This is a genomic window from Flavobacterium mekongense (assembly GCF_047038255.1).
GTDB lineage: Bacteria > Bacteroidota > Bacteroidia > Flavobacteriales > Flavobacteriaceae > Flavobacterium > Flavobacterium mekongense.
This window is the reverse complement of sequence record NZ_CP174374.1, coordinates 2,589,617-2,603,549: the sequence shown is the minus strand read 5'-3', so window position 1 is coordinate 2,603,549 and position 13,933 is coordinate 2,589,617. Positions and strand designations below refer to the sequence as shown.

Here is a 13,933-nt window from a genome sequence, read left to right as displayed (position 1 = left end):
TTTACAAATCGTTAGGGCTATAAATATAAAGAAATTATTTTCTTAACAGCGCAATTAAATCGATTATTCGAGACGAATAGCCAATTTCATTGTCATACCAGCCTACTACTTTTACCATTTTATCGATTACAGAAGTGAGTTGGGCATCAAAAAGACAAGAGTTGGGATTACCCAAAATATCTACCGAAACTATTGGGTCTTCGGTGTAAGCTAATATTCCTTTTAAATCAGTGGTCGCTGCCAGTTTAAAAGCTTCGTTGATTTCTTCAATAGTGACAGCTTTGGTTACATAACAAGTGATATCAGTTAAGGAACCATCCGGCACCGGCACACGAATACCGCTACCGCCGATTTTACCTTCCATTTCAGGAAAAATTTTAGTCAAAGCTTTGGCTGCTCCGGTTGTAGTTGGAACAATGGACTGACTGGCGCCTCTAGCGCGACGCAGGTCTTTGTGTGGTTGATCGTGTAAACTTTGATCGGTAGTGTAGGAGTGAACAGTGGTAATGTAAGCTTGTTCTATGCCGCACAACTCATCGATGACTTTAATCATCGGAGCAGCATTGTTGGTTGTGCAGCTGGCGTTGGAAACTATTAGTTCTGAGCCGTCTAAAATATTTTCGTTTACGCCTAAAACTACGGTTTTGATTTCAGGAACTTCACTGGGTGCAGAGAGAATTACTCTTTTAGCGCCGGCCTTGAGATGTTGACTGATTTCGGCGTAAGATTTAAATTTTCCGGTTGATTCTACAACAAAATCCACACCATTCCAATCCAAATCGGCAATGTCTTTTTCGTGGAAAAAGGCATATTGTTTTCCGTCCACGATGATGGAATCTTCATTGTAGGAAACGTCGTAAGGCAATACGCCATGAATGCTGTCGTACTTGATTAGATGTGCCATCGTTCTGTTGTCAGCAATATCGTTAATGGCCACAACTTCGATTGTAGGATGATTTAAGAGTAATCGAAATAAATTTCGGCCGATTCTCCCAAATCCGTTAATGGCGATTTGTGTTTTTTCGTTCAAGTTGGAGATGGTTTAAAGTCGTTTAATTATTGTTTGCAATGGTTTAATGGTTGAGCAACAATTGTAGCATTTTAAACCCTAAAACTTTTAAGCATTTTTCTTTTTACAAAATATGTTTTTCCGCGTGATAAGAAGAACGCACTAACGCACCACTTTCCACATGACGGAATCCCATCTCTTTTCCTATTTTTTCGTATTTTTCAAATTGTTCAGGCGTGATGAATTCTTTTACCGGTAAATGTTTTTTGCTCGGTTGTAAATATTGTCCCAAGGTTACAATATCCACATTATTGTCGCGCAAGTCTTGCATGGTTTGGATGACTTCTTCCTCGGTTTCTCCCAAACCTAACATGATACCCGATTTGGTTCTGCGAATGCCTTTATCTTTTAAATATTTTAAGACGGCTAAACTTCTATCGTATTTGGCTTGGATTCTGACTTCTCTGGTCAATCTGCGAACCGTTTCCATATTGTGTGATACAACTTCAGGATTGGCTTCCACTATTCGGTCCAACATGCGTTCATTCCCTTGAAAATCGGGGATAAGCGTTTCTAAAGTCGTTTGAGGATTCATTCGGCGAATGGCTTGAACGGTTTCAAACCAAATGATGGAACCCATATCTTTTAGATCATCACGGTCAACGCTTGTAATTACAGCATGTTTGATTTTCATGAGCTTGATAGAACGAGCAACTTTTTCGGGTTCATCCCAATCTACGGTTTCCGGACGTCCGGTTTTTACCCCGCAAAATCCACATGAGCGAGTACAAATGTTACCCAAAATCATGAAAGTGGCGGTACCTTCTCCCCAACATTCGCCCATATTAGGACAACTGCCCGAAGTACAAATAGTGTTGAGCTTGTATTTGTCAACCAAACCACGTAATTCGGTATATTTTTGACCGATAGGCAATTTTACTTTCAACCACTTTGGCTTGCCAACCGGTTGGTTGCTTTCGATTACTGATTCCATAGTCGCTTTTTTTGCCTTGCAAAGATACAAAGGATGATTGAAGAATAATTGATTTTATTTTCAGAAATTGTTGTTAAAAAACGGATGGTTTACTCAACAAAATCTAAGTGTTTGTTGTGGGTTTCGCCTATAGTTACGATGGCGTAAATTCCCAATCCGAATGCTATCAGCCCTACTACTGCAGCAGACCATATTACTGAGTTGGTTTGCTTCAAATAATCGTAGCCTACTAGCATTATAGGCACTGTACCCCGAACCATATTAGGAATGCTGGTGGTTGCGGTGCTTCTTAAGTTGGTTCCGAATTGCTCTGCTGAAACTGTTACAAACATGGCCCAAAAGCCGCAACCCAAACCAATCCAACCGCAATAAAAATAATACATGTTTTCAGTTTTGGTACCGCCACAAAGAAGTAAAATCACTCCAATTAGCGTAAATATAAGCATGTATAAGATGGTTTTTTTACGTGAATGTAAGGCATGAGAAATAAAACCACTGGAAAAATCCCCAACGGAAGTTGTGATGTAAGCCCACATAATGGCTTTTCCGGGATCGATACTTTTGATGCCCATTTCTGGAGCAAATTGGTTGGCCATGAAGACTAAAATTCCGATACAATACCAAATGGGCACCCCTATTAGAATGCATTTTAGGTATTTGATAAAAAGAGTTTTGTTGGTAAAGAAGGCCAAAAAATCCCCTTTTTTAACTTCGTTGTTCTCTTTCACTGCTTGGAACATGCCGCTTTCCGCCACGCTTATTCTGAGAACTAATAGCATCAAACCCAAGCTTCCACCGATGAAATATGCGGTAGTCCAGCTACCGGCTAATTCTACTGTAAACTGTGCCACTACAGCGCCTAATACCCCAAATCCTGCAATAATTGAAGTGCCTATAGCTCGGAGCTCTTTAGGTAAAGTTTCTGAAACTAATGTTATACCGGCGCCTAATTCTCCTGCTAGCCCGATTCCTGCTATGAATCGTAACCAGGCATAAATCATCCCTTTATCTGCAAAATCCATTTGGGGTAAAAATCCGCAAGCTATATTGGCCAATGAGTAAACAATAATGGAGCCGAATAGCACAGACAGTCTCCCTTTTTTATCCCCAAAAACACCCCAAATAATGCCACCTAAAACCAAACCAACCATTTGGTAGTTTAAAATCATTGTTCCTACCGCATCGGCTTCCAACCCCATGTCGTTAAGGCTTGGTATGCGAACTATGCCAAACAATAATAAATCATAAATGTCTACAAAATATCCCAAAGAAGCTATGATTACAGGGAATCCGAATATATGTTTGAACTTTTCGCGGCGTGTGAAGTGTTGCATAAATGAAGCATTTAAAATCAAATATATAGGTTTTTTTATTTGACTGTTAATTTTTTTATAATTCGGTTTTCACTTCGATAAATGCATTACATTTGTATATACAAATATTAAAACGATGAATAGAAGTGACTTCATCAAATTAGCAATAGGAGGAACAACAATGATGGCATTAAATCCTTTATATAATTGGTCAAAAGAGCTTAAATCAACAGATGAAAGATGGCCGGTTTTGTTTATAGGTCACGGCTCTCCCATGAATGGGATAGAGGACAACGAGTTTTCAAAGACTTGGTCAAAATTTGGAACGAAAATACCAATGCCTAAGGCTGTGTTGGTTATTTCTGCCCATTGGTTAACTAATGGTACACATATTACCGCTATGGATGCGCCAAAGACCATACATGATTTTGGCGGTTTTCCGCAAGCACTTTTTGAGGTGCAATATCCGGCGCCCGGATGTCCGGAGTTGGCCATAGAAACTTCGAAGATGATTGCTTCAACCCAAGTTGGTTTAGATCACGATTGGGGTTTGGATCATGGCACATGGACCGTTGTTAGGCATATGTACCCCAAAGCTGATATTCCTGTATTACAATTGAGCATTGATTACAGTAAGCCACCACAATACCACTATAATCTAGCCAAAGAACTGGCTTCATTGAGAAAAAAAGGCGTTTTGATTATCGGTAGTGGTAATATGGTACACAACCTAGGAATGGTTGCTTGGGATAAGTTAAGTGAACCTGAATACGGTTATGATTGGGCACATGAAATCAACCGTGTTTTTAAAGATAAAATAGTTTCAGGAGATATCAAGTCTTTAATTGAATATGAAAAGTTGGGCAGCGCCGCAAAATTAGCCATTCCTACACCTGATCATTATTTTCCCCTCTTGTACACTTTGGGGCTACAAGAGAAAACAGATTCCATTGATTTTTTTAATGATAAAGCGGTTGGCGGTTCTTTAACAATGACCTCAGTAAAAATCGGATAAAAAAAGGAAGCATTAGCTTCCTTTTTTATAACCCTAAGGCCTTTTTGGTTGATGCGGTTAAGGCATCTTTATGTAGTAAAACAGAAATGGCTTTCAATCGCATATAAGCAACACTCATGTAAATGAATCCGTCTCTGCCGGAAGTTGCACCCCAGGAATTTTTGACTTTGTAGTAAATATTTCCTTTTTGATCTTTGACCTTACCTATAATATGCATTAAATGATCATCGGTGGTGTTGTAATTCTCAAATTCCGCTTGACGGTATTCTGGCGTAATCACTTTCTCCGGTTTGATTTCGGTTAAAATACTGGCGGCATCGGCTTGGTTTTGCGGAATAACGGCTATGCCCGCTGTGCTTGAAAAGGTGGTTTCGCTCACATCACTATCTAAAGCTACAGTAAATCCTTTATCTAAAGCATTATCAATATTTTGAATAAATTCATCTAAAGTTAAATTGTAGAAATATCCGTTGGAAAAATTGTCCGGAATATTCAAAATAAATTTGGTGTGTATTGGTTGGTGCATAAAGGAAGTGATGGTGATGTAATCGTTGAAATTGATTTTGAAATTTCTGGCCACATCTTCCGCCGTCATGGGTTTGATGTTTTTAATTTCGCCCATGTATTTGTCTAGAGCAACAATGTAGTCGGTCTTCCAATTCGGATAAGCTTTCGGAGTAAGTGTCACGGCTTTTTTTACAATGTCTTCTAAAGCAGCAACCAAGCCGGAATGGTCATATTTTGCGGCAGGATCAATTTTTCCTGAGTATTCCGCTTGTGTGGTTAAGCCGTATTTTAAAGCGCTGTTCATTACATCGTGATTCAGGCCGCCTTCTCCAAATTGTGCTTTTCCTTGTCGCATGACATAATTTTCAGCTTTGTCAAGGTAAATATTTCTTACGGTGTACATCTCAGACAAATCGACTGTAGTGCCGGTTTTGCGAATAATTTCTGCTTCTAAAAACGAAGTTGAGGAAAAACTCCAACAAGTCCCCGTATTTTGTTGAGCAATTACAGGAGTAAATTTTATTTCTTTAACAATTTGAAAATCATACTTTTGAGAAAAAGCACTTAAAGTCACAAATAACGCTGAAACAGCTATAAAATTTTTATTCATAAGAATATGTTTAGTATTGAGGTTAAACCCGAAAAATGATTTATTTTTACGCTAAAATAATGGTTTTCCTCGGCTAACTGTTATTTTTAACTAATTATATGAAAAATTAAAAACAGCTAGTTTTATTATGAGCACAATCCAATGGGTTACAGCCAAAGAATATGAAGATATCACTTATAAAAAGTGCGACGGCGTAGCGCGTATTGCTTTTAACCGACCTAATGTACGCAATGCCTTTCGTCCAAAAACCACCAGTGAATTGTATAATGCGTTTTATGATGCTATGGAAGATACCTCCATTGGAGTGGTTTTGCTTTCCGCAGAAGGACCGAGCACCAAAGACGGTATTTGGTCATTTTGCAGTGGCGGCGATCAGAAAGCGCGCGGTCATCAAGGCTATGTTGGCGAAGATGGTTACCATCGCTTGAATATTTTGGAAGTACAACGCCTGATTCGCTTTATGCCTAAAGTGGTTATTGCAGTAGTTCCGGGTTGGGCTGTTGGCGGTGGTCACAGTTTGCATGTGGTATGCGACTTAACCTTAGCCAGTAAAGAACACGCCATTTTCAAACAAACCGATGCCGATGTGACCAGTTTTGACGGAGGGTACGGTTCTGCTTACTTAGCCAAAATGGTGGGACAAAAGAAAGCCCGTGAGATTTTCTTTTTAGGTCGAAATTACTCAGCACAAGAGGCTTTTGATATGGGAATGGTGAATGCCGTAATTCCTCACGAAGAGTTGGAAACTACTGCTTATCAATGGGCTCAGGAGATTTTGGAAAAATCGCCAACTTCAATCAAGATGTTGAAATTCGCCATGAATTTAACCGATGATGGCATGGTTGGACAACAGGTTTTTGCTGGAGAAGCCACTCGCTTGGCGTACATGACCGATGAAGCCATTGAAGGAAGAAATGCCTTTTTGGAGAAAAGAAAGCCGAACTTCGGAAAGAACAAATGGATTCCGTAAACAGCTTTCCATATTAAAATTACTTTTCTAAATGACAGACTTCACCAACGAAAAAATCGACACTACTCAACTGCCTCGTTATGAAGCAGTGACACTAACTTCATTGCATCCGAATTACTGGAAAGAATTGTTGGTTTCCAGAGGATTGATGGTCTTGATATTGACTGTTGCCTTGGTTTTGGCGATGATTTTTATTGAAGAATTAGTCGGGTATCGTTGGCTGGTCACAACTGGTTTTGTGATTTTTGTGGTGATACTACTTTTCTTTTCTCGCATGGCATACAAGAAAAAAGCCTACGCTTTCAGGAACCACGATGTGATTTTTCGAAGCGGTATTATCGCTACTAATACAATGGTAATTCCGTATAACCGAGTGCAACACGTAGCACTTCATGAAGGTTGGATTGCGCGCTTTTTTGGCTTGGCTAAAATTGAAATTTTTACCGCCGGAGGTGTTTCGAGTGATTTGGAGATTCCAGGTATTGCTAAAGCGGAAGCCGAAAAGATCAAACAGTTATTAATGGGTAAAATTCAAAAACAACTGTAATGGAAACCCATTTTAATCAGCCGCAACGACAATCTGCTATCGGAGTTTTGGTGATTTTTTTAGAGATGGTATTCGTCTTGCTCAAAAATATTTGGCCGATTGTAGTGATTACCTTGTTGAAAGCCGAAGGTAAATCGGTTTGGGTTGGACTGCTGATTGCACTGGGTATTTTTGTTTATTTCGGCGTTTACTCTTTTTTGAAATACCGAAATTTTACCTTTTATATTGATGACAATACCGATGAATTTGTGATCAATGACGGTATTATTAATAAAACCAAGACGACCATTCAATTGCATAAAATTCAGCAAGTGAACATTAAGCAAAATTTTATCCAACGCTTGATAGGTGTTTACGCCATGGATGTTGATACTGCCGGAAGTGATCAGAAAGAAGGTAACATCAAAGCCGTCTCGCATGCCTTGGCTTTGGCCTTAAAATCGAAGTTAATGGAAAATGAAGGCAAAGCGGTAATTCAGGAATCCGAGACTGAAGTCGCTCAAGCAGTCGAAACCACGATACCATTTTTGAAAATCAACTTGGTGAGTTTACTCAAAATCGGATTTACCTCGAATTATGTGAAAAGCATCGGTTTAATCCTGACATTCTTCTTTACCATATATGAAAATCTACACCAAGCCGGTGCTGAAGATTTGGTCGATACAGATCGCATTAAAGTTTTGGTTGATGATTATTCGCTACTTTACACGCTGATGATTTTTGTGCTAACGATGTTTACCATTATCTTTGTGATTAATGTGGTTCGTACTCTAATCAAGTTTTTCGACTACACAGTCACCAAACAAAAAGGCTCTTTGATGCTGACTTACGGTTTAATTTCTACTCAAAGTACCATTTTAAAACCCGAAAAGGTTCAGATAGTTAAGGTTTCAGAAAATTATTTCCAGCGAAAGCTCAATGTACTCGAAGTCAAAATCCGTCAAGCCATTAGTGGTGAGAAGAAAGACAGCAAATCGCTAATCGAAATTCCGGGTTGTAACCGATCAGAAGGTGATGAAATCTTAAAGCTGTTGTTTCATGAATTACCTCAAAAAGGGGTAATGCTGTTGCCTAATTTTCGCCGACTCATTTTTTCAATTTTCCTGATAATAATACTACCTTTAACCGCTTATTTTACGTTTGGAAAATGGATAGAACCTCTGGCTTTTCATTATGCTAATTTGGCTTTAATTTATGTCTTGTTGATGTTAACGTTGCTGTTATTCGGATTTAGGAATTATAGATTATTTGTCAGTGAGAATCACATTATCAAACAAAGTGGCGCTTGGGATGTTGATCAAGAAATCCTACAGATCGATAAAATACAAGCCATAACAACCTCGCAATTGTTTTGGCATAAAAGCTTAAATATAGGTTCATTGACCATGCATACCGCCGGAGGGAATATTACTTTTCATTTGGGTCAATTCGATAAGATTAATGATTATGTTAATCTTTGGTTGTATGAAATTGAAACCTCTAACAGTAATTGGATGTAGTAGTAATATTAGATGTCAGATGTAAAGTATCTAATGTCAAGATTAATAACAAATCATATCTAAAATTTAATATTTAAAATTATTATGAAACATTGGGTTGAAGCCGCCAGAGTCAGAACATTACCGCTATCAGTATCGGGAATCATTGTTGGGAGTTTTTATGCCATGTCACAAGGCATGTTTAATTGGAATATAGTGGCGTTTGCTTTGCTAACTACTTTAGGTTTGCAAATACTGTCCAATTTTGCCAACGATTATGGCGATGGTGTAAAAGGTACTGACAATCAAGACCGAGTTGGGCCGATGCGTGCCATACAAAGCGGTGTTATTTCACCTGCCGCTATGAAGAAAGCGATGGTGCTGACTTCAGCAATTACCTTGTTGTTTGCCGTGTTGCTGATTTACTTTGCTTTCAAAGACCATTATTTGCTGTATTCTTTCATTTTCTTTGTTTTGGGAATATTGGCCATAGCTTCGGCTATTCGCTATACGGTTGGAAAAGGCGCTTACGGTTACCGTGGTTTCGGCGATTTGTTTGTGTTTGTATTCTTCGGCTTGGTGAGTACTTTCGGTGTGTATTTTATGTTTTCCAAAAACATTGATTGGTTATTGTTACTGCCGGCAACAGCCATTGGCTTTTTAAGTGTTGGTGTTTTGAATCTTAATAACATGCGCGATGAGGAAAGTGATAAGAAATCAGGTAAGCTTACTTTAGTAGTAAAAATGGGTGGAACTGTGGCCAAGAAATACCATTATTTTTTGGTGATTTCAGCCATGGTTTTAGTTGTGGTTTTTGCGGTGTTAAACGATTTTCATTTTGATCAATACATCTTTGTAGTTGCTTATTTTCCTATGATTGGTCATTTGATTACCGTGTATAAAAACCAAAATCCGAAATTATTAGACCCCGAATTGAAAAAGTTAGCCATTAGCACTTTTTTATTAGCGGTTTTATTGGCTTTGTGTTTGATATTCTTCATTTCGGATGTTGTAGTTAATTATGTTTAATCAATATATTTTGCAGCTATGAAAATTACTTTTTACGGTCATGCGACCATCGGCATAGAAATCAGCGGTAAACATATTATTATTGATCCGTTTATCTCCGGAAATCCAAAAGCCGCTCATATTGATGTGAGTGCTTTAAAAGCAGATTATATCTTGCTTACTCATGCTCATCAAGACCATATTTTAGATGTGGAAACCATTGCCAAAAACAACAATTCGGTTATCGTGTCCAATTGGGAAATTGCTTCCTATTACGGTAATAAAGGGTTTCAAAATCACCCTATGAATCACGGCGGAAGTTGGGGGTTTGATTTCGGTAAAGTGAAATATGTTTCGGCTATTCATTCCAGTTCGTTTCCCGACGGAACTTATGGTGGAAATCCCGGTGGTTTTGTCATCGAAGGCGAACACAAAAACATCTACATTTCCGGTGATACCGCTCTAAATATGGATATGAAATTGATTCCGATGCGTACCCAATTAGATTTGGCTATTTTCCCGATAGGCAGCAATTTCACTATGGATGTTGAAGACGCCATTATAGCAGCCGACTTTGTAGATTGTGATAAGGTATTGGGTTGTCATTACGATACTTTCGGTTACATCGTAATTAATCATGATGAAGCCAAAAAGAAATTCTTCGACGCCGGAAAAGACCTAATGTTGCTCGAAATCGGTGAAAGTATACAGTTGTAACAGCTAATGTTATTGCTAAACGAGAGTGTCATTTTTGGCACTCTTCTTGTTTTGTAAACGAAAAAAAACTATGAGAAAATCTATTGTAGCTATTTGTTTCCTTTTTGCCAATTTTGTTTTTGCTCAAAATAATGAAGGCTATTGGGACAATATTCGCACCACCAACGAAACCATTATTTTAGAGGCCGGAAAGCGCAAAGCGGTCAAGTCGTCTGATTTGCCTGTCGGTACCACTGAGGTGGTTTTTCGCATTTCTCTTTTAGACGACAATCAGAAAATAAGTGCCAGTTTGGTGTCGCTTTTAAAGGCAATTCCGGATCCAAGCGGAATCAGTCAAGGTACAGCTGGAGCGGTGTTTTTGCTGTCAACAATTACCGGTGATGACAAGTGTAAATTTTATGTTTTTACCAATGAGAGTGATGCCTTAAACTATGAAAAATCGGGAATCGTTAAAAATACCTGTATGTCTCAAGAAGAACCGGTTAATAAGGCGGCCAAACTCTTAACAGAGGATTCCAAATGCATGTCGGCTAACCCCAAAAACTTATGGTTTGGTTTTCAGAGTGAGAACTGGGTGATGAAACAAAAGATTGTTTTGGAAGTAGTGCCTTGGGTTAATAACAGTTTGAGAAGCGGTTGGTCGGTTGAAGCAAAAAAAAGCCTTTTGAAAACCATTGAAAAATCGGATGTAACACTCAAAGTGGCTAACAAAGACATGTTTTTAGGTGCTTTTTTAACAGCTTTGACCAAGAAATATACTTATACGGATTATCAGAAATTATTGACTGTTGAAAAAACTAATGTAACAGAAATGCTTATTGAAGAAAGTTTGGTTGCATCGGGACAACTCAACAGTTACCTTGAAAGTCTGCGAAAAGAAGCACAACAACTTCGTTTTAGCAATAAAACCCAAGATGCTATTCTTTCAGTTCAAAAGGAAATTATCGATAAAAAAAGGGCTAAAGCAGCGGATTATGGATTGTTAGGTAGTTTGTATTTGTCTTCCAAGCAGTTTGTTAAAGCGGAAGAAGCCTATTTAAAAGCGGTTAGCTTGGATAAAACGGACTTGTATTTTCAATTGCAATTAGCGCATGTTTACTTGTTTGCCGACCAATTGGGCAAAGCCAAAGACCTCCATAAAAAATACCAAAACAATCATTTATCAGACGGTAAAAGTTGGGCAGAACAAACCAAAGCCGATTTCCAACAATTCGAAAAGAACGGATTTGATACAGTGAATTTCAAAAAGATTTTGCGTCTTTTCAATTAATTATGAAAGCAACTTATCACAAATATATACTGCATTTTAAGCAACCATCCGGGACATCACGAGGTGTTTTAACTGATAAAGAAACTTGGTTTTTAATCCTGGAAGAGCATGGAAAAAAGGGTATAGGCGAGTGCGGCATTTTGCGAGGACTCTCAGCAGATGACCGACCGGATTATGAAGAAAAACTACAATGGGTTTGCGACAATATTCACCTCGGTGCTGAAAAATTATGGGAAGCATTAATGGAATTTCCTTCGATTCAGTTTGGTGTTGAGATGGCTTTTTTATCGTTGCGAAGTGAAAATCCTTTCGTTTTGTTGCCTTCAAATTTTGCTTCCGGAGTAGCTTCTATTGCGATAAACGGATTGGTTTGGATGGGAGACGAAGCGTTTATGAAACGTCAAATTGAAGAGAAAATTGAACAAGGTTTTCGTTGCATCAAAATGAAAATAGGTGCCATAGATTTTGAAAAAGAGAAGGCTTTATTGCGTTTTATTCGTCAAAACTTCGATGCAAAAACGATGGAAATAAGGGTCGATGCTAATGGCGCTTTTTCTGAAAATGAAGCTTTAGATAAAATTAATCAAATTACTGGTTTTCAAATTCATAGTATAGAGCAACCGATACAAAAAAACAAGACTGACATGATGTCAGTTCTTTGCAAAAACACCCAATTACCCATTGCTTTAGACGAGGAACTCATAGGCGTTTTTTCTTTGGCTGATAAAGAAGCTTTGTTGCAAAAAATCCAACCTCAGTATATCATTTTGAAGCCGAGTTTTATTGGTGGATTTCGAGGTACTTCCGAATGGATTGCCTTGGCCGAAAAATATCAAATCGGTTGGTGGATTACTTCGGCTTTGGAAAGCAACATTGGGTTGAATGCGATTGCCCAGTTTACCTATTTGCAAAATAATCCAATGCCGCAAGGTTTGGGTACGGGCGCTTTGTATACCAATAATTTTGAAAGTCCGCTACAAGTTTCGCAAGGCCAACTTTGGTATCTAAATGAACTCGAGTGGGCCTTTGATTTTAATCGAATTTAATCACTCTTTATCAAAATAAAATTTTGTGAATCTCTGTGATTTTATAGTTGCACAGAGATTCACAAAGAAAAAATGAGATTCACAGAGTTTTATTTTCCCCAATCAATTTTTCGGGAGAAATACATCACGGCTCCGAGGATTAAAAATAAGCCTATACTTCCTACCAAGAGCGCATAATCTTCCAATTGGATAATCACATAAATAAAACTGTACAAAACGGTCAGTGCTGAGGCAATAAAGAGTGGAAATTTTTTATTCTTTAGTATAGAAACCGAATACAAAGCAATCATTACAATTACAGCAGTTCCGGCTATAGCATAGGCCAAACTAAAGCTGCTGTGTTCGGTAATCGAAATGAGCAAAGTGTAAAACATGATGAGTGCGATGCCAATCATAGAATATTGAAAAATGTGAATGTTGATTTTACTTACAGATTGGATTAAAAAGAAAATCAGAAAAGTCAAACCAATGACCAAAAAGCCATATTTGGATACGCGTTCGTTTTGCTGGTATTCGTCGACCGTATCAATTAGTTTGACGCCGAATTTGTAATCGTCTAAGTTAGGCAGAGCACTTGCGTACTGTTGACTAAATGTTCTGTTGATATCGAGTATTTTCCAATCGGCGTGAAAGCCATCCTTGTTGACTACTTTAGTAGCATCATTGGCAGCAAATGAGCCTTCTAAGCTCGGCGATTCCCAATCGGAGTCCATGGTTACTTTAGTAATTTTCCCAATCGGAATAAAGTTGATGCTATTGCTGCCGTTGTACTGAATGTTGAAATGAAACTGTATCGGTTTTCCATTAGCCAAATCACTATAATTAAATAAGTTGGTAGCTAAAACACTATAGTCACTTTTGTCGTCAGGTTGTGGTTCGAAAAGTAGTTTTTCGTTATTTAGTTTGATAGACAACTCGCTTTTGATGCTTTTTAAGTTGGTTGTTTTTACTACTATAGCCGCTTTTTCCCATTGTACGTTGGCTTCGGGTATGTTGAGTTTGGCCAAATTCGGTGCTGTAAAATTCCCGTTGAACTTCATATTCGCCGTAAAGACTATCGGATTGAAGATACCGCGTTTTAGGGATTCGTTTTTCTTTACCGTGGAAACGTTAATCAGTTCGTTAGGGAAGAAGTAAGCATATTGGGTAAAAGCCCGTTTCTGAATTGTCGTAGCGCCGGTTTTGGTGTCGGTTACGTTGTAGTTTTCGAACGTTTGATACGGAATTCGAAGGATTGGTCCGTAGAAAGTGACATCGCTTCCCCAAAGGGTGGCAATTTCTTGGTCGACTTCATTTTTTCGTTCAGAGCGTTCCTCAATCAAATTCTGAACAAATAGTAACGGAATGAGTAAAAAGAGTGTTAAGAATCCCACCATGATTATTTTGGCAGTATTGGATTGTAAAAATGATTTCGGCTCGTTGCCTTGAATTTCTTGATTTTCCATGTTA

The 13,933-nt window shown here is 38.3% G+C and carries 13 protein-coding genes; 8 read left to right on the top strand and 5 right to left on the bottom strand.

The features are described from left to right. Positions 1-34: 34 nt before the first annotated feature. The 3 genes from gap to ACJG85_RS11285 all read right to left on the bottom strand — a co-directional run bounded on the left by gap (position 35) and on the right by ACJG85_RS11285 (position 3,337). Positions 35-1,030 carry a type I glyceraldehyde-3-phosphate dehydrogenase gene (gene gap, locus ACJG85_RS11295; RefSeq protein WP_412464156.1) on the bottom strand — a complete coding sequence of 332 codons (996 nt, stop codon included), beginning with the start codon at positions 1,028-1,030 and terminating at the stop codon, positions 35-37. 103 nt (positions 1,031-1,133) lie between these two features. Continuing rightward, positions 1,134-2,003 (bottom strand): lipoyl synthase, encoded by an 870-nt coding sequence (gene lipA / locus ACJG85_RS11290; protein ID WP_409680473.1) that lies wholly within the window; start codon positions 2,001-2,003, stop codon positions 1,134-1,136. A gap of 89 nt (positions 2,004-2,092) precedes the next feature. After that, entirely contained in the window at positions 2,093-3,337 is a 1,245-nt protein-coding gene (locus ACJG85_RS11285) for an MFS transporter (protein WP_412476448.1), read from the bottom strand. A 115-nt stretch (positions 3,338-3,452) separates the two neighbouring features. Between ACJG85_RS11285 and ygiD the strand changes: the two genes are divergently transcribed. Beyond that, positions 3,453-4,331, top strand: coding sequence for a 4,5-DOPA dioxygenase extradiol (gene ygiD, locus ACJG85_RS11280; protein WP_412476447.1), 879 nt, complete (start codon positions 3,453-3,455; stop codon positions 4,329-4,331). A gap of 25 nt (positions 4,332-4,356) precedes the next feature. Here ygiD and ACJG85_RS11275 read toward each other — a convergent pair whose 3' ends face one another. After that, positions 4,357-5,448, bottom strand: coding sequence for a C1 family peptidase (locus ACJG85_RS11275; protein WP_412476446.1), 1,092 nt, complete (start codon positions 5,446-5,448; stop codon positions 4,357-4,359). A 127-nt stretch (positions 5,449-5,575) separates the two neighbouring features. Between ACJG85_RS11275 and ACJG85_RS11270 the strand changes: the two genes are divergently transcribed. The 7 genes from ACJG85_RS11270 to ACJG85_RS11240 all read left to right on the top strand — a co-directional run bounded on the left by ACJG85_RS11270 (position 5,576) and on the right by ACJG85_RS11240 (position 12,484). After that, positions 5,576-6,418, top strand: a complete 843-nt coding sequence (locus ACJG85_RS11270) for a 1,4-dihydroxy-2-naphthoyl-CoA synthase (RefSeq protein ID WP_412464151.1) — start codon at positions 5,576-5,578, stop codon at positions 6,416-6,418. 31 nt (positions 6,419-6,449) lie between these two features. After that, the gene (locus ACJG85_RS11265) at positions 6,450-6,965 is read left to right on the top strand and encodes a PH domain-containing protein (protein WP_412476445.1); all 516 of its coding nucleotides are present in this window, start codon (positions 6,450-6,452) and stop codon (positions 6,963-6,965) included. Further along, a complete protein-coding gene (locus tag ACJG85_RS11260) occupies positions 6,965-8,464 on the top strand; it encodes a PH domain-containing protein (protein ID WP_412476444.1) in 1,500 nt (499 codons plus the stop codon). The genes ACJG85_RS11265 and ACJG85_RS11260 overlap by 1 nt, the downstream gene beginning before the upstream one ends. An 84-nt stretch (positions 8,465-8,548) precedes the next feature. Continuing rightward, positions 8,549-9,472, top strand: coding sequence for a 1,4-dihydroxy-2-naphthoate octaprenyltransferase (gene menA / locus ACJG85_RS11255; protein ID WP_412476443.1), 924 nt, complete (start codon positions 8,549-8,551; stop codon positions 9,470-9,472). 18 nt (positions 9,473-9,490) lie between these two features. Next, positions 9,491-10,168 (top strand): metal-dependent hydrolase, encoded by a 678-nt coding sequence (locus tag ACJG85_RS11250; protein WP_409680497.1) that lies wholly within the window; start codon positions 9,491-9,493, stop codon positions 10,166-10,168. A 70-nt stretch (positions 10,169-10,238) separates the two neighbouring features. Next, positions 10,239-11,438: a tetratricopeptide repeat protein gene (locus ACJG85_RS11245; protein ID WP_412476442.1), complete on the top strand. Its 1,200-nt coding sequence runs from the start codon at positions 10,239-10,241 to the stop codon at positions 11,436-11,438. A gap of 2 nt (positions 11,439-11,440) precedes the next feature. Then, on the top strand, positions 11,441-12,484 hold the full coding sequence (locus ACJG85_RS11240; protein WP_412476441.1) for an o-succinylbenzoate synthase: 1,044 nt from the start codon (positions 11,441-11,443) through the stop codon (positions 12,482-12,484). Between the two features lie 89 nt (positions 12,485-12,573). Here the strand turns inward: ACJG85_RS11240 and creD are convergent, their stop codons facing one another. Next, entirely contained in the window at positions 12,574-13,929 is a 1,356-nt protein-coding gene (gene creD, locus ACJG85_RS11235) for a cell envelope integrity protein CreD (protein WP_412476440.1), read from the bottom strand. Positions 13,930-13,933 lie beyond the last annotated feature (4 nt).

What these genes read in the sequence shown, in the direction of transcription:
- ACJG85_RS11265 (WP_412476445.1), top strand. Translation starts at nt 6,450, where the DNA reads ATGACAGACTTCACCAACGAAAAAATCGACACTACTCAACTGCCTCGT.
- ACJG85_RS11240 (WP_412476441.1), top strand. Translation starts at nt 11,441, where the DNA reads ATGAAAGCAACTTATCACAAATATATACTGCATTTTAAGCAACCATCC.
- ACJG85_RS11270 (WP_412464151.1), top strand. Translation starts at nt 5,576, where the DNA reads ATGAGCACAATCCAATGGGTTACAGCCAAAGAATATGAAGATATCACT.
- menA (WP_412476443.1), top strand. Translation starts at nt 8,549, where the DNA reads ATGAAACATTGGGTTGAAGCCGCCAGAGTCAGAACATTACCGCTATCA.
- ACJG85_RS11285 (WP_412476448.1), bottom strand. Translation starts at nt 3,337, where the DNA reads ATGCAACACTTCACACGCCGCGAAAAGTTCAAACATATATTCGGATTC.
- ACJG85_RS11275 (WP_412476446.1), bottom strand. Translation starts at nt 5,448, where the DNA reads ATGAATAAAAATTTTATAGCTGTTTCAGCGTTATTTGTGACTTTAAGT.
- ACJG85_RS11245 (WP_412476442.1), top strand. Translation starts at nt 10,239, where the DNA reads ATGAGAAAATCTATTGTAGCTATTTGTTTCCTTTTTGCCAATTTTGTT.
- ACJG85_RS11260 (WP_412476444.1), top strand. Translation starts at nt 6,965, where the DNA reads ATGGAAACCCATTTTAATCAGCCGCAACGACAATCTGCTATCGGAGTT.
- creD (WP_412476440.1), bottom strand. Translation starts at nt 13,929, where the DNA reads ATGGAAAATCAAGAAATTCAAGGCAACGAGCCGAAATCATTTTTACAA.
- ACJG85_RS11250 (WP_409680497.1), top strand. Translation starts at nt 9,491, where the DNA reads ATGAAAATTACTTTTTACGGTCATGCGACCATCGGCATAGAAATCAGC.
- ygiD (WP_412476447.1), top strand. Translation starts at nt 3,453, where the DNA reads ATGAATAGAAGTGACTTCATCAAATTAGCAATAGGAGGAACAACAATG.
- lipA (WP_409680473.1), bottom strand. Translation starts at nt 2,003, where the DNA reads ATGGAATCAGTAATCGAAAGCAACCAACCGGTTGGCAAGCCAAAGTGG.